Source organism: Streptomyces sp. NPDC091209, from assembly GCF_044757755.1.
In the GTDB taxonomy this organism is placed as follows: domain Bacteria; phylum Actinomycetota; class Actinomycetes; order Streptomycetales; family Streptomycetaceae; genus Streptomyces.
The window spans coordinates 584400-602116 of the sequence record NZ_JBIVVR010000004.1; the positions used below are offsets into that span (position 1 = coordinate 584400).

A 17717-nucleotide genomic window follows, 5' to 3' on the forward strand; every position below is an offset into this window, starting at 1 on the left:
CTCGCGGTAGCGACCGGATCCTCGGCGGTAACAGGTTTCTCGGCAACGGCTGGCTCCTGGGCAGAGACCGGGCCACTCGGCAGCAACCCGCCCCTCGCCAGAGACCGAACTACTCGGCAGCGACCCGCCCCTCGGCGGATACGAGATCCAGCGCCCGCCCGAGCGTCGTGAGCCGCTCGTCGAGGGTCTCGCCCGCGGGGTAGAGGCGGACCGTGTCGACTCCGGCGGCGCGCCAGACCCGGAGCCGTTCACGGACCATGTCCTCGGTACCGATCAGGGTGGTGCCGAGGACCATCTCGTCGGTCACCAGCCCGGCGGCGCCGTCCCGGTCCCCGGCCTGCCAGCGCTCATGGATCTCGGCGGCGATCTCCGCCCAACCCTGCCGGCTGTAGGCGGCGTTGTAGAAATTGGTGGTGGCCGAGCCCATCCCGCCCAGGCTGAAGGCGAGTTCCTTCTTCCGGCCCGCGACCATGGCGCGCAGCGCGTCCTCGTCCTCGGCGAAGGCCACTTCGGCGCCCTGGCAGACATCGAGGTCGGCGCGGCTTCGGCCCGCCGCCGCGAGGCCCGCGTCCAGGTGGTCGAAGTACGCCTCCTTGGCACCCTCCGGCACGAAACTGGTGCCCAGCCAGCCGTCCGCGACCTCCCCCGTCAGCCGCAGCATCTTCGGCGACAGCGTGGCGAGATAGACCGGCAGATCGTGCTCCGCGCGCATGGACATCCGCATGGGCCGTGCCTCGCCGCCGGGCAGCGGGATCGTGAACTCCCTTCCCTCGTAGGAGAGTTTCTCCCCGGCGACCGCCTGCCGGACGATCTCCACGGTCTCTCGCATCCGGGACAGCGGGCGCGCGAACGGCACGCCGTGCAGCCCTTCGATCACCTGGGGGCCGGACGGACCGAGGCCGAGGAGGAAGCGCCCGCCGGAGATGTTGGAGAGCGTGATCGCGGCCCGCGCGATGGCCGCGGGGGTGCGGGTCCCGAGCTGGATGATCCCGGAGCCGAGCAGCATCCGATCGGTCCGCGCCGCCAAGTAGCCCAGCGGAGACGGGGCTTCGGAGCCCCACGCCTCCGCGACCCAGCAGATGTCCATCCCGAGCTTCTCGGCTTCGACCACGAAGTCGACGGTCTCCCGCCAGTCGCCCGTCGACGCCTCGATCGTCGTGGAGGTACGCATCACGCACCCGCCCCTTCCGCGCTCTCGGCCAGCTTCCTGATCGCCGCGACGGTGTCCGTCATGCTCCGCTCGAACTCCCGCAGCCGTACGAACACGATCTTCTGCTCCTTGTCCGGCATCCGGTCGATCGCGAAGGAGAGCCCCGAACGACCCGGCCCCATCCGCATCCACTGGGTCAGCTCGGTGCCGCCGTCCGTCTCCTCCAGGCCGAACCGCCAGACGGCGCTGGGATGTTCGGGGTCCGCCACCGCCCAGGCGAACGCCCGGAACGGCTCGCACTCCACCACGTACGAGGTGGTCTCCCACTCCCCCAGCGACTCGTGCCTGCTGCGCCCCACGAAGCGCGCGCCGACCGCCGCTCCCGTCGCGCCGTCGAGCCACTCGACCGACTGGAGTTCCGCGCTCAGCTCCGGCATCAGACGGATGTCGGACACGAGCTCCCACACGCGTCGCGGGGGAGCGTCGATCCGTGTCCGCACCTCGACCGTCGGCTGGTCCGCGTAGCGCGCGCCCGTCCACTCCATGGATCTCCGGCCTTCCTCTCGTATCCCAGGGAACACACCATCCCAGGGCCCTGACCTTGAGAGTTGCGTAGATAGACTGACCTGTCAAGGAAAACCGCTCCCGACACACAGGCCGAAAGCGGAAGCCCAAGGCACAGCGGCAGCGGCAGCGGCAGCGGCAGCGGCAGCGGCAGCGGCAGCGGCAGCGGCCAAGGATCCTGCCATCCCGCACTCAGGCGGTGAAACGCTGCCGGATGTCCGGGCGTTCGGACAGGTGCGGCGGGTAACCGGGGCCGAGCCGTGGATGGGTGTCCTCGGCCGTCATCGGCTCACCGCAGTCGGCGCACACCACCGCGGCGTCGCTCTCGTGCCCGCAGCGGTCATGGTGGAAGACGACCGGGGGCCCCTGCTCACCGCTGAGCCAGCGGTTGCCCCAGCTGTTCATCGCGGCCAGCACCCCGAAGAAGTCACGGCCCATCTCGGTGAGTACATAGTCGTACCGCACCGGATCCGTCTGATAGGCCCGCTTCTCCATGAGCCCTTCGTCGACCAGCCGACGCAGCCGGTCGGTCAGCGTGTTGCGCGCGATGCCGAGCTCCTGCTGGAACACGTCGAAGCGCTTGATCCCGTAGAACGCCTCCCGCAGCACCAGCGGCGTCCACCAGTCGCCGAGCAGATCCATCGTGCGCGCGATGGAACAGGGCCAGTTCGCAAAAGAAGTCCGCCTCACGCACCCAGCATACGAGGGTCTCGGAAAAGGACCCAGCAGCTCGCGACGGTGCCGACGTCTCCCGCAGCGTGCCTTTCCGCGCTTTGCCTGCCCTCCTCGACGACGGCGGGGCATGCTGATGGCCGGACCAGCGGACCGGGAGGTGCGGACATGCGGTGGTGTGCCGGAGGATGGATGGTCGCCGGAGTGCTGGTCCTCGCGGCCTGCGGCGCGCCGGCAGGTGGCGGATCGACCGGAGGCGGATCGACGGGAGAACCTTCCGGCAGCCGCTCGACGGGATCGCCCGGACCGACGGCGGATACGCCGACGCGCGCCTCCGCGGGCCCGTCCTCGACCACGCCGACGCGCCCGACCGGGAACAGCCCGTCCGCGCCCGCCCCCTCGCCGTCCGGTTCGCCGGGGACGTGTGCCGCCGGGCATGCGAAGGTCGACGTCACCCCCGGTGACGCGCCCGAGCGACACCTGTGCGTACGCCCCGGCACCACGGTGTCCCTGCTCCTCCTGCCCCGTAACGACGACAAACGATGGACGGGCGCGCTGAGTTCCGCGCCGGCCTTCGCCCTGGTGTCGGGATGGAAGGTGGCGGCGGACGGCACCGCCCGGGCCTCGGTGCGCTGCGCCGGGACAAGGGGCGGTACGGCGGACGTCACCGTGTCGGCGAAGGCGCCGGATGTGGCCGGCGCCCCGCGCGTCGCCTTCACCCTGCACGTGAAGGTGGTGCCCTACACGACGCAGGGGTGACCCCGGAGACCCGGGATCACCCCTGCGGCTTCACAGCGTCAGCCGCAGTCGCGCACCTTGATCGTGTAGATGCCGCGGCCGTGCGTGGCCGCGTACAGGGTGGCGCCGTCGGGGCTCAGCTTCAACTGGAGCACGGCGACCGCCGGGAGCTGTCCGACGCGCTGCCACGTCGTACGGCCCGGCGCCCGGTAGACCACGCCCAGGTCGGTGGCGACGGCGAGACCGCCGTTCGCCGTGACGACCGCGGAGTTGGCCGGCACGTCGGGGAGGTTGACGGAGACGTCCTTCCAGGTGGTGCCGCCGTCGGTCGACTCGAAGACGTGGCCGACCCCCGCGCCGGGTCCCTCGGTCCAGTGCCGGGAGAAGCCGTTGACCTCAAGGAACACATGGTCGGCGTTCTTCGGGTCGATGGCGAAGCCGCTGAGGTAGCGGTTGGGCACCGCGCCGTCCGTGCCGGTGGCCGGCAGGTTGATGTCGTGCCAGCCGGTGCCGTCCGCGTTGCCGACGGAGATGCCGCGCGCGAAGCCCTGGTTGTTGCAGGGGCCGCACCACGCGGCGTACACCTTGCCGCCGGACGCGGCGACGGCGGTCGCGGTGCGCCCGGCACCGAGGTCGCGGACGCTCGTCCACTCGTCGCCGCTGCGGATGGCGTAGCCGTGCGTCTGCACCCAGACGTGACGGCCGCCGGCGATCCATGTCGAGCTGTTCTTCATGTCCGTCGCGAGCGGGGCGATGAAGCGGGCCTCACTCGTGGCGTTGTCGGCCGGGGCGACGTTGTACGACGTCACCTTGCTGGGGTCGGTCACCCAACTGCCGTCGTTCACCGCGCAGTTCTGGGTGACCTGGACGGAGAGGTAGACGTATTCCTCGGCGATGTTGCAGCCGTCGGCCGGGTCCGTGAGCGTGTCGCCGCCGTCGCCGCCGAAGTTGGAGCCCATCACCTTGTCGTTGCTGCGCAGAATCGACTGACCGTTGTCCTGCAGGCCGCCGGTGACGGAGACCCCGCCGTACGTACGGTCCTCGCCGATGCCCACCGAGTAGTACTGGAGGGTGTCGATGGTGCCGTCGTTGAGGGAGGTCCAGTCGGTGGCGTGGCCCGAGGAGTCCTGGGAACCGCTGACCGGGCGCTTGTAGGCGCCGCCGTCGTTGCCGACGTACACGTAACTCTTGCCGTGGTAGCTGCCGATGGCGACGCCGTGCTGGTCGGAGTGGGTGGTCTGGTTGCAGTCACCGGTCTGCTTGGCCGGGTCGATGCTCCAGCAGGAGAAGCCGAAGTTCCAGTACGGGCCGACGGTCGACCAGTTGCTGCCGCCGTCCTTGGTCTCGTAGACCTCTTCGAGCCCCGCGTACACATGCTCCGCGTTCGCCGGGTCGACCGTCAGGAACTGGTTGTACCAGGCCTGCACGCCCGGCATGTATCCGCTGGAGGTCAGCGCCGACCCGTCGGCCGCCAACTGCTGATAGTCGGCGATCTTCGTCCACGGCCCGGTGGGAGAGCCGGACTTGGAGACGTAGAACCCCTCCAGGCCGCTGTCCGGGTTGGTGTTGAGCTGTTCCGGCGACTGGTCGATGGCGTAGTAGCGGGAGCCGTCGGCGGACCGGGCGAAGGTGACGTCGCCGATGTTGTCCGCGTCGGACGGCAGGTCGCCCAGGCCGCTGGTAATCCGCGTCCAGGTGCCGTTCGAGCCCTTGGAGTAGAAGCCGTTGTAGTCGTCACCGCTGCGCCAGCCGACCGCGAGGACCACCTTGGCGGGGTTCTTCGGGTCGATGGCGATGTCGTTGGTGATGTTCTTGTACGGGGCCGAGGCGTCGTTGGCCAGCGAACCGCCGGGCAGATAGTCGGGGTTGGGTGCGAACTCCAGTTTCCAGGCGCCGCCGAGGGTCTTCGTGGAGTGGCTCCAGACACCCTCGCTGGTCGCCGCCCACACCTTGCCGCCACCGAACCGCAGTTGGTGGATGGTGGTGCTCTCCAGCTCGTCACCGCCGACCCTGCTACGGGAGGAGAACGTGCCGTGGTGCGGGTCGCTCAGCACGTACACCCCGCTGCCGAGGTACGCGTCCGCGTTGGTGTTCGCCTCACCGGTGCCCAGCCACAGCCGCCCGGACCCGTCCAACGCCAGCGCGCCGGTCGACTGGGAGGACAGCTTGTCGCTGATGGGCTGCCAGTGCCCGCCGCCCGACCGGGACCGCCATACGCCACCGCCCGCGCTGCCCGCGTAGACATACCCGTCACCGTCGGCGGCCATCGCGGCCATCCGCCCGGTGACATTCCCCGAACCGCCACTGGAGTTGGAGTCGTAGTCGCGGTAGCGCCCGTCGTCGGAGTTGTACGGCAGATCGGTGACGTTCCGCCAACTGCCGCCGGTGGACCGCAGTTTGGCGAGACTGCTCCAGGCGGCACCGTACGCGCCGGGTGCCACGACGCCGGGCGAGGTGCGGGCCTCGGCGTACTGGTCGGCGCCCTCCGCTATCTCGTCGGCCTCATTGCCGTCGTCCTCCGCCGTCACCTTGGGGGTGACAGCGCCCACCGACTGCGTGCGCTCGGCGGCGAGTTGCTTGAGGGTACGGGCCCCGAAGGGGCTGCTGCCGCCCCGACCGGGCGCCGCACCCGCGGGTATCGCGACGAGGGCGGCGGACGCGGTGATGGCACAGATCGTGAGCCACCGTCTCTTGCGGGTTGTTTCTGACACCAGATCCTCCCGAACGAGCTTCGATAGAGCCGTCGCGGGAGACCCGACCACGCACACGGGACGACGTCCGGCGCTTGGTCAAACCTTTGATCAGAACCTGTCATTCACCCCATCCGCATCGGATGCGGGCCGTGCGGTGCCCGATGTCACAGAGGCGCCACGCCCCCGGGGTCAGCGTCACGGGGTTGGCGACGCCTTGGCCACGGCGTCGGAGCTGCCCGCACGGGCCGACTACCGCTGAAGCGCCCAAGTCCGCTTCGGATCAGCATCCATGGACATCACGCGATCCAAATGACCAAGGACACGGGCAACTTGGTTTTGCACTAGAGTTGTTCCCCGCTGCGCACCTTCCCGGAGGGTACGTCGGCGGCGTTCAGGTGCCGATCCTCGACTGTGACTGACGAGTGGTTTCCGCTGCGTACTGCACGCGGTGTGACTGCGGATGCCCGGTAGGGCTGTCCCTGCCATTCCCAGCTCACGCCCAGGAGTGGATACCGTGAACCCCGTTGAGTACAAACCTGCACGTCGTGACCGGCTTCGCGAGATTCTGGTCAACGTCGCGGCAGGAGTCGCCGTCAATCTCATGGTGGCGGCTCTGACCGCGGCAGCACACCTGGTCTTCTGACACAGGTAGGTGGCGGGCCCGGAGAGCCCGCCACTCCCTATGTCCTGGCGGCCCGTCAGAACAGACGCAGCTCATTCGGATCTGAGCCCTTGTCCTGGCGCCTGTTACGGGGGCGCCGCCCTCGGCGAGGTCGAGGCAGATGGGGAACGCGCGCGACTTCAGGCAAGTTCTCCCACGTAGGGCGCAATCCGTGGATCTGAGCCTCACCGACGAGTTCCTTCAGATAGACCCGGGTCTCGTCATCCGTCGAATAGAGCACGGTCGCACGGCTCGCTCGGGTGGCCAACACGTGGTAGGCGTGCCGGACGAGCCGAGCGAATTGCTGGTCGTCGACGCTGCCGGGCTTCACCTTGGGGTCCAACGACCCCGGTACGGCAACGCGCTTGAGGCCCGTCTCCTTGTCCTCCCGCTCCTTGCCCCGGCGGAACAACCATCGGCCGTCCCGGCGCACCATGTCCTCACCCATGATCACGCCACACCAGTCCCACTCGAGCCCCTGCGCCGTATACACACAGCCGATCTGGTCGAGACCGTTCTCGTGCACGGACCAGATCTTGGAAGGTGGCGCCTCGTTCTCACAGAAGGAGTCGCTGTACGCGTTCCACGGCCTGTGCCAGTCACCGATCCGTACGTCGGCCTCAAGACGTCTTTCCTTGCCCAGCGGCTTGGTCCAAGGCCAGCAGTAACCGGCGACCATGCGCGCCGATGCCCCCGCCCGAGCCTCGCTCCGAACGATCTGTTCGAGTTCCTCAGGGCTGTCCGCGACCTCGACGTGCATGAGTCCGTCCGGCGTCCATCGCTCCGGCTCCTCGCCCGAGACCCCGAGCATGGCGCGCACCCAGCGGATGTAGGCGTCACTACCACCACAGCGAAACTGTTCTCGAAGCGGGTACTGGACAAGATCTGCGCCGTACCGCCGTGCGGCATCTTCCACCAGCCCGACGGAGCCGACCTCGTGGGGCCGTACGGACTGCCCCTCGTCGAGGAAGAACACCGTCAGTCGGGACGCGTCGAGAAGTTCGTCCACCTGGGGCTTCGTGCCCTGCTGTTCGGGTTTCCAGAAGCGATTCGTCGATCGTTCCCGCAGACGGTGGGCCTCGTCGCAGATCAACACGTCCAGGGGCGGATCCGGCGGGGTGACGAAGTTGCTGAAGTAGGTGAAGGTCTCTCTGAATTCCCGGTCTCCGTAACCGACATGCTCCTGAATGGCACCGTTGAATGCTCTGCTGCCGCTCGCATACTTGACGATCCGCCCTTCGGCCTCCAGTTCCGCCTTGATCTGGAGACCGATGGCGCTCTTCCCGGTGCCGGCACCACCCGTGACCAGAAAGATCACACGCCGCTCGTCCGGTATGAGCGCGGGCCGCTGAGGATCCGGAAGGATCTTGGAAGCCCTGTCCAGAATATGGTCGGCGACCGTCTTCTGCCGACCACGCAAGGTGAAGACCGTGTCTTCTCCGCGGGAGCGGATCATGGCGTCGAGCAGAGGCGTGTTGCGCAGGCCCAGATTCCGCAGCAGTATCTCAGCCGCCGAGGCAGCACCTTCGGCGGCGAAATGCTCCCGGAGGTCGGACATCAGCTGTTCACGCCGGTCATTCGTATAGACGTGGGCGTAGACACCGGTCGGCGCATCCACATCGACCAACGGTCGCACCGAGTCGTCGGTGGCGTTGTGCAGGTAGGCGAAGCCGCCGCATGCGAATTCGAGTCCGTGCAGCGGTCCCCTGTCACTCGTGAACGCCTGGTAGTACTCACGTAGTTGTAGAGCGGGGTGCTTCTTCGTCCCCAGGCCCGGTACGTGAACGAGCTCCGCAGTGGCTCGCTCGACCCTGGTCACCATCGACCAGCGTTTCAACTCGACGAGTTGGACGGACAGCCCTCTCCCTTCGGGGTGATGGCCGACAAGAACCACATCGATGAGCCTGGGTTCACCAGGGCGGTCGGTCTCGTCGAGCGTGGCAGCGCACTCGACGATCATCTCCACGTTTCCACGATCGGCGGCGACCAGGTCTTCGGCGAGGCTCACGAGGCTCTCAGCCCAAGCGGAACGTTCCGTCAGCGAGGCGTCGGCTCCACGGAAGTGCCGCCACCTGGCGGCCAGATGCGGAACCATACGGCGTCTTGAGTTCAAGGTCAGCAGATCCTGCGCTGCCAATTTCAGCAGGAGCATGGACACGAGGTGGTTCCCCCAGGGCACGAGTGATTCGTGCGGGTGGGGGCATGTCCTCAGCAGGAAGCCCGTCGGGCCGCAATAGGTGACTGCGATCTTAAGGAAGCGGCCGTCCACTGCAGACCGCTGCGCCACTGTCGGCGCAAAGCACAGCCAAGATGGCCGGATCATGTGTTCGATGCCGGAGGACTGGCCCGGTCGCCATCGCGACTGCCTGCCCGAACTGACCCCCACGAGTGTTCACGACTTGCCGCTTGTCTCCAGATTTGTGCAATGCGCGACCGCGCCCTGGGCCAGCAGCATTAACTTCGTGAATGCCTGTGAGCCGGGCACCCCGTTTCACCACACCGCGCACCACGGTGTGTGACTGCCGGGCATGAAATCAACGACCGGTGTAGAGGAACCGCATGTAGCGCGTGTACGACAGCCCACGATGCCGGAGCTTGGCGACTTCCCTTGATTCGCTCAACGCTCCGTGGAGCACACTGTTCTGATGGAGCGCGACCGTGCGTCGGCCGAACTCCTGACGCTGTTGCCGGGCCTGGTCTCCGGCAAGCGTGTTCTCCCGGGAGAGTCGTTCTTGGCCGTCTTCCAAGTTCTTCCGCGCCTGCTCGCGTGAGGCCTCGGTCCCGGACTCCACAGCCTTGCGCTGGTCGGTGAGTTGAGCCCGGCGGCGGGTGCTGTCCCGCTCGATCGACTGTCGTTCCGCCGGGCTGAGGACCATCGGCTGCTGGGCGACGGCGGACGCGTGCAGGTCATTACGCCAGATTTCGAGGGCGATGGCCTTGGCCTCGCCGATCCCCTGCACGTTGACGGTACGGCCGCCATTCAGCACGAGTACGGCGCCGGTGCTGTTGTACGAGTTGTTCTGCACAGGCCGGTAGCCGGTGAAATCGGCTGCTGTTCGGATGCCCGCCGCAGCGAGACGGGCAGCAAGTGTCGGCCCGATGCCGTGCGGCGGGGACTGCGCGATCAGTCGCCGGCTGAGCCGCTCTCGGACGAACGCGGACTGCTTGTCGGCGAGCGCTTTACCCAAGGCTCTGCGGAGTTCCTCCGCGAGCCCGTCGATCTTCTTGTCGATCTCGCGCTGCTTACGGACCTTGCGCTGCTCGGCCTCCCTGAGCTCGGCGTGGTACTGCGCTGTGAGCTTGTCCTGAGCCTGTGGATAGGCGTTGGTCCGCTTCAGTTCCGCCGCGTCGAACTTCGCCTTGTCCTTGCGTAACTTCTCGGCTGCCTTGGCAGGGTCCTCAAGCTTGGCCAGGTCGTCCGTCAGCCCGGCCAGGACGGCCCGTGACCGAGCCCTCTCGGCGCGGCGGCTCCAAGCGAAGGTGGGTACCACAGCGGCGACAATGACGGGCGCCACGGCTGCGATGAGGGGTTGCGGGAATCCGACGACAATCATCAAGGCGGTCGCGGCCAGCAACAGCGGCCAGAGCACGGCTGTGACGATGTCCAACGGCGTCCGGTCACTGAAGCTGTCCGGTGAAGTGATGGAGGGCGCGGACGATGACGGGGCGATCTGCGGGGGAACGTGCCCGGTCATCCAACCGGGCAGTCCGCCCGTGCCCGGAGCAGGTGCCGTGGGGGGAGCCGACGCTGATGCGCTCGTCGTCGCGCCGCTCCGCTGCTTGGGGATCGCGTTGGCGAGCGGGGGAAGGAGGTCCAGCGGCTGAAAGGCCAAGGACCTCACCTGGTCGGCAAGGCCACTCACCGTTGGGTCGGGATGGGCGAGCAGCGTCTGGAGCCCGGTGGAGCCGCCCGGATTCTTGAAGTCTTCCTCGGTGAGCAGCAAGAACTCACCACTGGGCTCGTGCAGCCGATGCCACAGTGCCGGGTCGGCGGCGGTCGCCTTCAGCGACATGAAGATGACCCAGGCGGAGAACCGGTCGAGGGCCACCCCGAAGTCATCGTTTCCGCGCAGGGGCGACTGGTAGTTGCGGTGGCCACGCTCGGTGCCGCCGAGGCCCGACAGCGCCGGCACGTACATGCCGTCGTAGTCGACCAGGCGCAGGGTGTCATCGCTCGCGACAAGCAGGTTGCCGTGCTGAAGGTCACCATGGGCGATCTCATGTTCCGACAGATCGCGGGTCAGCGCCTCGAACCGGTCGGCCAGACGGTCCACGGCGAACCGGTCGGTGTGGTTGTCGTCGAGCCAGGAGGACAGAGTGACAGCGTCGATCCAGTCCATCTTCAGGACCGGGTACCGCTCCCGGCCGACGCCGATCGCGTCAGGAAGGTACTCGAAGCCGAGCTTCCAGGGCTGGGAGAGCTCGGCCGCGTCCAGTTGCCCAAGTCTGCTGCTGATGGCCTGGTAACGGCGTTCCTGGTCAGGGACGTGGCGGGTGAAGCATTTGACCGCGTACCGCCGACCCGACGCGGCCGAGGTCAGCGAGAACACGCTCGCGAAGGCGCCGGAGATGGCGCGGGGCAGACCGAGCTTGGTCAGTTCCGGCCGTGCGCCCTTGAGTTCGGGATGCTCGAAGCACAACCGCGTGTGCTGCAAGGCCTCCGCGTAATCGGCACCGCTGGGGAACTGCCTCTGCTGGCCGGTGGGCGAACCCACGTTCACCGTCCTTCGAAATCGATCCGTACGACGGCCACATCGTCGTTGCGCAGTTGCTTGCTGTCCCGGAGGCCGTTCAGCCAGTCCACGAACCCGCTCAGGTCGTCGGGCCCGGAGAACTCCAGCAACTGGCCGACCGCGGCGTCTTGGTCAGGGGCCGACAGGAACCACGCGGCCAGTGCGTCGGTCATCAGGAACAGCCGGTCGCCCGGCCTGCACCGGCCTTCGATGAACCGGGTACGGCAGGCCAGCAGTGCCACGTCGTGGTTCCGGCTGCCGAAGAGGTCGGGGACTGTGCCGAACTCCTCGGCAGCCCCCACCGGGAACGCCTTCATCAACCGGTCGTCGCGCAGATGGAACAGACAGCTGTCCCCCAGGGCGGCGGCTCGCCAGCGCCATGCCGGTTCGGACGCGTCAGAGGCGGCATTCGTATCAGGGCCGTACTCCGGGTCGACGCGCACGGTGAGCAGGGTCGCGTAGGCACCCTCGGCTAGCTTGGTGTGCTCGTACCACTTCAGTGGACGCCCTTCCGCGATGCGCGACTGCGTGTACTGCACAAGCCAGGGATCCCACTGAGACACCGCCGACGACGCGAACTCCTCGAAAGCGGTGCCGCCGTCCAGCAGGTCCGGCCGCTCCATGGCGTGTTGGGCCGCCACGCGGGACAGCAGCCGGGCCCAGTCCTTGGCCAGGGCACTCTCGGTTGCCCCGTCGCAGACGCCGGCGGTGAGCGGTTCCCGCAGCATGTAGTCGTGAGAGCGGCTGGGCAGCACGACGACGGCGTCCTCGCATTCCGCCTCGGTGCTCCCGTACTTGGGAGCCACGAGGTGCGTGACATACACGCAGGAGGGTGGAGCCGTCACCGCAGCTCGGTGGCGCGGGTGCCGATGTCGAGGAACTGCACGACCGTGGTGATGTCGGCGTTGTAGACGAAGCCGCGGGTGGACTCGCTGACCCGCTGGCCCTGCGAGGCCGCGTACGAACGCATGTGACTGGGCAGCGGGCTCGACATGGAGAAGAGGGTGCGGGCGTAGCTGTCGGGGAGACCGTCGGCGGTGTCGGGGAAAGCGGTGGGTGTGCCGCCCGCGGCGGAGACGTGCAGATTGAACAGCAGCGCCGCGCCGTCGGCCGTGGCGTGCGAGGTGATGGCCTCGGCGGCCGCGCTGGGGTCACCGTCGGTCGACTCGCCGTCCGTCAGGTTGATGACGATCGGCGGGAAACTGGCCGGGTACCGCTCGGTCCAGCCGGCGACGAGTCCCTCGGCGTACTGAAGGGCGCGGTTCATCGGGGTTCCGCCGTGCGCGACCGGGTCCATCCACAGCGGGAAGTTGACCACCGTCTCGACGAGACCACCGGCGCCGTCGGACACCTTCTTGCTTCGCTCGTCGACGCGGGCCGGGTTGTCCGCCACCTCGCTCAGGGGAACGATGTCCCTGCCGCCGAGCGACCCCGCGAACGCCGAGCCCACGGTGGCGCCGTAGCCCACGACCGCGACGTGGAAGTAGTCACGTACGCCTTCCTCTTTGGCGCACTTGACCGAGAGCTCGGTGAGGAGCCGGTTGATGGCGTCGGCGACGACATCAGCCTTCTGCTGGGGAATCTCACCGCCGATGGGGTCGCTCATGGAGGTCGACTGATCGACGAGGAAGATGATGCTCGTGGGATTGCTGCGGCTGATCTCTGCCGTATACGGCACGTTGGGCTCCCGCCGGACTGCGAAGAAGTCGGTCGTCGGAGGAACTCGTACGACGTGCCGCTGTGTCGGTCGCCAGCACGCACGCCGACCACCGAGATCCCCCGGTCGTAGGGTAGTGCGAGGACATCGACATGGGACGGACGTTCTGAAAGTACCCGCGACGACCTGGACCGCTAGTACTCAATCTCATCGGACACGTGCCCTTGTGCCGCCAGTTCGCCTTCCACGCAGCAAGGATTCTGGACCCTGCCGATACGCGGCCATCTCAATGCCGCCTCCATCGCCATGATCCCGGGGCGTAGTGCCTGCGCCTTGCACCCTCGTCCGGAACTCGCAGGATTCTGTACAGCGGCTCACCCAGGTCCGCCCACCTCTCCAGCGCGGCCCGGTCCACGAGGTGGATCCCATAGCGTGGGCCGCTGGATCTCGCGGCCGCGGTAAAGCCTCCGGTGGTGACGATCACCGCGAAGTCGGCCCCGTGATCGTGGCGATACGTGCCGTTGACCCGCTGTACGTCCTGGTCCCCGACCCTTCGGTCCGGGCGCAGCCGCTTGCACTGCACGACGACCCGTCGCCGCGAACGGTCGACGACGAGTACGTCGGCCCCTTGTCCCCCGTTCTGCCCACATGCTGCGCGGTCAGCCCGTCCCGGCGCAGCAGGGAACAGACCGCCAGTTCGAAGGCCCGGGGGTCCAGTGAATCGAGATGCGCCAGCGAATACCGCACGGATCCCGCGGAAAGCGTCGAGCGGTCCGCCCATCTCTGGACGGCAAGCCGCCCCGGCTTCAGGCCCAGTCCCACTGCCACGGCGGTCAGCGCGATGCCACCCGTTCGCACCGGCCACAGTTCAGCCGCCTGCCACAAAGCACTGATCCCCACGAGGGCACCCGCGCCCCACACCCACCAGGGAACGGCCGCCCACCCTCCTTGGCTCCGCCTGCGCCGCATCAGGCGGCCGGGCCGAAGAGCACCCACGTGCCCCAGGCCAGCCCGAACAGCGCGAGGCCCGCCAGGTCGGTGATCGTGATCAGAGTGACGGTGTGGTCCTGGCAGCGCGCGAACAGCCCCTTGCGTCTCCTGCGACACGGTCGGTGGAAGGCTGTCGGACCCCCGCACCGCGATACCAGCGCGATGCCGCCGATCACCAGTAAGGCCATGACGAGCAGCACCGGATCCCCCGTTCCCACCCACGTCTTCATGGTCATGGGTAGCGGGAAAGCCTCCGCCCAGCCAGTACGTCTTCGGCCGAACCAGCCGAAATGGGGGCGCACGGAAGTGCTGACAATGCGCTTTCCCCGCAGGTCTCCTGAACGCGCCCCCGGCGATGGTTGCGGCTTTGCTCACGACTTACCCGCTGTCGTCGGCCGGAGCTAGGGTTCAGCAGGTCCGCGACGTGGCGGAAACCGCAGGTGGGGCCGCGACCGGGGACAGAACTAAGAGGCGGAGACGCGCATGCGGCAAGGCGGCCGGTGGACCACGGTCACCGACTCCGAGTTCGATCATGAATTCCGTGGGTTGGAAGCCATCCGGGAGAAGCTGCCGGACTCCGATCCCTGACGGGCGTGGTCGAAACTTCACCTTCACCGCCCACACCGGTCACGTCAACTTGGTCAGAACCGGGTCCAAGTCCGTCCGCGCGCGGGCTGCCGGCACCCCGCCGAGCAGGGCGTGCAGCACCGCCATGAAGTGCGACTTACCGGAACCGAACGAGCCGTGCAGGTAGGCCGCCTTCGACGTGTGCCCGTCGAGCGCCGCCCGGATCAGTCCGAGTGCCTCGTCGAAGTTCTCCAGCAGCCGTTCCGTGACCACATAGTCCCGCAGCGCGCGCTCGGCACCCTCCGGAGTCGTCGCCTCCGAGAGCTGGAGGACAAAGTCCGAGGTGGAGATGGACTCTTTGATGTCGATGACATCGCCGAGCAGAGGCGGCTGCTGGGCCCTGAACGATCACTCTTCGACAGGCGGCTGCGCGGGCTCATCCGATCGTATGGCGTGCCACTGACAACGGATGACCACTTGTCGCAATGGCCCGACTACACGAGAACCAGTGCCTCCACCCCCGATGTCGGATGCACCAGCGAGCGGAGCTTCTCACGCGTCTCCGGGTCCGTCGAGTAGATGATCGTGCCGACCATGCCCCTCGTCAGCAGCACCTTGTAGGTGTTGCGGATCAGCCGGTCGATGTCGCTGTCCGGCGTCGTCTTGGTGAAGATCGGGTCCTTCGACGCCGACCGGTCCACGACCCAGCGGTCCGTACGCCACACCAGGTCGGGGCCGATGATCACGCCCGACCAGTCGTACTCGAATCCCTGTGCCGTGTAGACGCAGCCGACCTGCCCGAAACCGGCCGGGTCGGTGGCCCACAAGGGTGCGGGCGGTGCGCCGAGCACGGACCGGTCGCCGTACACGTTCCAGGGCCGCGCCCAGTCGCCGATGACGACGTCGGTGGGAAGCGCGGTCATGTTCGGCGTGACCTTGGTGGTCCACTTCCAGCAGTAGCCGGCCGACATGCGCGCACCGTAGCCGACCTCCCGCCGTGCTGCGAGGAAGTCCTCGAGTTCCTGCGGGCTCTCGGCCGTCCGCAGCTCCAGTTTGCCGTCCGGCTCCCACACAGCAGGCGTACCGCCCTCAAGACCGAGCAGGTCGACGACCCACTTCTCGTACGCGTCACTCCCGCCGCACCGGAATTGGCCGTCCAACTCCACGACCGTACAGTCGAGGCCCTGTTCGGCGGCGGCCCGCTTGATCTCCTCCTTCGTCCCCATCTCGCCGGGCCGCACCACCTGGTGCTGGTCGAGCAGGAACACCGGGACTCGGGCCGCGTCGATCAGCTCGGCCACCTGCGGGCGGCCGGTGCGCAGTTCCGCTTTGGTGTAGCGGTTGGCGGAGGTCTTCCGCAGCCGGTGGGCCTCATCGCAGATCAGTACGTCGAGGTCGTTCGGCTCGGCGTCCATGAAGCTGTTGAAGTACATGAACAGCTTCTGCACGGCCGGCTTCTGCGCCCCGGCGACCTTGCGCATGGTCTTGGTGAACGAGGCAGAGCCGGTCGCGTGCAGGGCGGTCACCCCGCGCCGGTACAGCTCACCGAGAAGCGACAGGGCGACGACGCTCTTGCCGGAGCCGGGACCACCGGTCACCACGACGACCTGCTTGTGGTTGGACCGTTTCGCCTTGCGGACGGCGGACATCACCTGCTCATAGGCGACCCGCTGTTCGGCGAGGAGGACGAACTGCTCGCGGTCACGGATCTCGGCCGCCGCGACGGCCATCAGTTGCTTGGACGGCCGGATCCTGCCGCCGAGCAGTACATCGGCCGCCTCTGCGCCGGGCTTCGCCGCGAGCCGCGAGCGCAGGAAGTCGAGGAAGGCGCCGCGCTCTTGGCCGGTGTACATCCGCCCGTGCTGGTCCTCCTTGACACTCCGCAGCCCCGCGACGCCGAACTCGGTCGCGTTGTGCAGGAACGCCACCCCGGACAGGGACTTCGGCATTCGCTCCAGCGCTCCGTTGAACGACAGCAGGTATTCGCAGTAGCCGCGAACCTGCTCGATCGGGTTGAGGACGGCATCCCGGTACGAGGGGATCCGGCACAGCAGCGGCTCGTCCTCCTCCGGATGCGCCTCACTCCACTGCTTCAGTTCGACCACGACGTACGACGGTTCACCCGTGGTGGGGTGTACGCCCGCGAGGACCGCGTCCGCGCGCTTGCTGGTGAGGGGCAGGCTGTACTCGATGAGGACCTCGACGTCGCCGAGCCCGGCGTCCATGAGGGCGTTGACGAGAGCCGGGAGGCTGCGTTCCCAGGACCGGACCTCCGCCTGCCCGGCGCCTCGGCCGTGCTGGTGACGGAAGTTCTCGGTCAGATGCAGCGCCAGCGACCCTTCGAGGATGCGGGCGGCCACGGACGCCGCGGACTCACGGAACAGCAAGAAAATGCCCCCAGGCAGCACGAAGAAGACTCGTGCGGGTGGGGGCATGTCCTTCGATGTCCGCCGTGCGCTTTCGCGGGACGGATCAGGAAGCCCGTCGGGCCGCTGAGATGGTTCTCGCCATCCTAGGCGAGGGTGTCGAGCATGGGCGGGGATCGGTACGGAGTCGGGCTGGTCGGGGGTGGGCGGGTGCCGGGGGTCCGGCTTCGGATGGCTGGGGCGCTGTCCCCTGTCGCCTCACTGTCCGGTCATCTGTGCTGTCTGCTGCGGGTGTTCGCTTCGGCGACCCGGGCGCTCAGCAACTCGGCCGGGGTGAGAGGGCGGAGGTGGTTCGGGTCGGCGTCCCATTCGATGCCACCGGCGAGCGGGCGGATTTGGACGTACGGGCCGATGTGGCCCATGACTCGTCCGACGCGGTCGCGGGCGGTGTCGTGGACGGTCGCACCGACGGAGGGGATCCCGTCGGCGTCCTCTGTCACCCGGCGATCCCCTTCGTGATCACGTCCGCGAGCAGGAGGACGATGGGGGCCGAGCACACGCCGAGGTGGACGAGTGCGTAACGGGCTTCGGCCTTGCGGTCGTCCGCCCAGGGGGTGCGGATGTCCATCGCGGGAAGCTGGATGCCGGCCTGGGACAGGGCGTCGGCGAGGGCGTCGCGGGCATCGAGGGCTTCCTGGATCTTCGGGGCGGGGTTCGTTGGGCGGTGTTGGGCGGTGTTGGGCGGTGTCGGGGTGGGGCGTCGTCACCTGGTCCGGGTGTCGGGGCGTGGGGGGCATCGGCATCCTCGTCGGTTCGGTCCTGCGGAATCCGTCACTCGGCTGCGCTGGACGAATTGCGCCGCGTAGTCCGGGTGTTACGAGAATGCGGCCGAATGCGGACGGTCACGCTGCGGATGGGCCCGTGCT

The 17717-nt window shown here is 68.0% G+C and carries 15 protein-coding genes and 1 pseudogene; 2 read left to right on the top strand and 14 right to left on the bottom strand.

The genetic code is table 11. The features are described from left to right. Nucleotides 1-109 precede the first annotated feature (109 nt). The 3 genes from ACIQRL_RS15385 to ACIQRL_RS15395 form a co-directional block, all read right to left on the bottom strand. Nucleotides 110-1171, bottom strand: coding sequence for an LLM class flavin-dependent oxidoreductase (locus tag ACIQRL_RS15385; protein ID WP_401331693.1), 1062 nt, complete (start codon nt 1169-1171; stop codon nt 110-112). Continuing rightward, nucleotides 1171-1695, bottom strand: coding sequence for an SRPBCC family protein (locus ACIQRL_RS15390; protein ID WP_401331694.1), 525 nt, complete (start codon nt 1693-1695; stop codon nt 1171-1173). The genes ACIQRL_RS15385 and ACIQRL_RS15390 overlap by 1 nt, the downstream gene beginning before the upstream one ends. A gap of 211 nt (nt 1696-1906) precedes the next feature. Continuing rightward, nucleotides 1907-2404, bottom strand: coding sequence for a winged helix-turn-helix transcriptional regulator (locus ACIQRL_RS15395; protein WP_401331695.1), 498 nt, complete (start codon nt 2402-2404; stop codon nt 1907-1909). 174 nt (nt 2405-2578) lie between these two features. On the opposite strand from ACIQRL_RS15395, the gene ACIQRL_RS15400 reads away from it, so the two are divergent. Further along, nucleotides 2579-3145: a hypothetical protein gene (locus tag ACIQRL_RS15400; protein ID WP_401331696.1), complete on the top strand. Its 567-nt coding sequence runs from the start codon at nt 2579-2581 to the stop codon at nt 3143-3145. 38 nt (nt 3146-3183) lie between these two features. Here ACIQRL_RS15400 and ACIQRL_RS15405 read toward each other — a convergent pair whose 3' ends face one another. Next, complete coding sequence (locus tag ACIQRL_RS15405; protein ID WP_401331697.1) at nt 3184-5835, bottom strand: glycosyl hydrolase; 2652 nt, start codon at nt 5833-5835, stop codon at nt 3184-3186. 496 nt (nt 5836-6331) lie between these two features. Between ACIQRL_RS15405 and ACIQRL_RS15410 the strand changes: the two genes are divergently transcribed. After that, nucleotides 6332-6460 carry a DUF6408 family protein gene (locus ACIQRL_RS15410; protein WP_401331698.1) on the top strand — a complete coding sequence of 43 codons (129 nt, stop codon included), beginning with the start codon at nt 6332-6334 and terminating at the stop codon, nt 6458-6460. Between the two features lie 55 nt (nt 6461-6515). Here the strand turns inward: ACIQRL_RS15410 and ACIQRL_RS15415 are convergent, their stop codons facing one another. The 10 genes and pseudogenes from ACIQRL_RS15415 to ACIQRL_RS15460 all read right to left on the bottom strand — a co-directional run bounded on the left by ACIQRL_RS15415 (nt 6516) and on the right by ACIQRL_RS15460 (nt 17419). After that, nucleotides 6516-8630 carry a DUF2075 domain-containing protein gene (locus ACIQRL_RS15415; protein ID WP_401331755.1) on the bottom strand — a complete coding sequence of 705 codons (2115 nt, stop codon included), beginning with the start codon at nt 8628-8630 and terminating at the stop codon, nt 6516-6518. A 382-nt stretch (nt 8631-9012) separates the two neighbouring features. Beyond that, nucleotides 9013-11193 carry a hypothetical protein gene (locus ACIQRL_RS15420; RefSeq protein WP_401331699.1) on the bottom strand — a complete coding sequence of 727 codons (2181 nt, stop codon included), beginning with the start codon at nt 11191-11193 and terminating at the stop codon, nt 9013-9015. Between the two features lie 2 nt (nt 11194-11195). Beyond that, nucleotides 11196-12056 (bottom strand): hypothetical protein, encoded by an 861-nt coding sequence (locus tag ACIQRL_RS15425; protein ID WP_401331700.1) that lies wholly within the window; start codon nt 12054-12056, stop codon nt 11196-11198. Further along, a complete protein-coding gene (locus tag ACIQRL_RS15430) occupies nt 12053-12889 on the bottom strand; it encodes a vWA domain-containing protein (protein WP_401331701.1) in 837 nt (278 codons plus the stop codon). Before ACIQRL_RS15430 ends, ACIQRL_RS15425 begins: the two co-directional genes overlap by 4 nt. A 265-nt stretch (nt 12890-13154) precedes the next feature. Further along, the gene (locus tag ACIQRL_RS15435) at nt 13155-13649 is read right to left on the bottom strand and encodes a restriction endonuclease (RefSeq protein WP_401331702.1); all 495 of its coding nucleotides are present in this window, start codon (nt 13647-13649) and stop codon (nt 13155-13157) included. Nucleotides 13650-13836: 187 nt separating this feature from the next. Next, entirely contained in the window at nt 13837-14094 is a 258-nt protein-coding gene (locus ACIQRL_RS15440) for a hypothetical protein (protein ID WP_401331703.1), read from the bottom strand. A 400-nt stretch (nt 14095-14494) separates the two neighbouring features. Continuing rightward, nucleotides 14495-14809 (bottom strand): annotated as a pseudogene (locus tag ACIQRL_RS15445) (DUF6079 family protein); the annotation flags it as partial. Between the two features lie 110 nt (nt 14810-14919). Beyond that, on the bottom strand, nt 14920-16812 hold the full coding sequence (locus ACIQRL_RS15450; RefSeq protein ID WP_401331704.1) for a DNA/RNA helicase domain-containing protein: 1893 nt from the start codon (nt 16810-16812) through the stop codon (nt 14920-14922). A 248-nt stretch (nt 16813-17060) separates the two neighbouring features. Beyond that, nucleotides 17061-17291: a hypothetical protein gene (locus ACIQRL_RS15455; protein ID WP_401331705.1), complete on the bottom strand. Its 231-nt coding sequence runs from the start codon at nt 17289-17291 to the stop codon at nt 17061-17063. After that, complete coding sequence (locus ACIQRL_RS15460) at nt 17288-17419, bottom strand: hypothetical protein (protein WP_401331706.1); 132 nt, start codon at nt 17417-17419, stop codon at nt 17288-17290. Before ACIQRL_RS15460 ends, ACIQRL_RS15455 begins: the two co-directional genes overlap by 4 nt. Between the last annotated feature and the right edge of the window lie 298 nt (nt 17420-17717).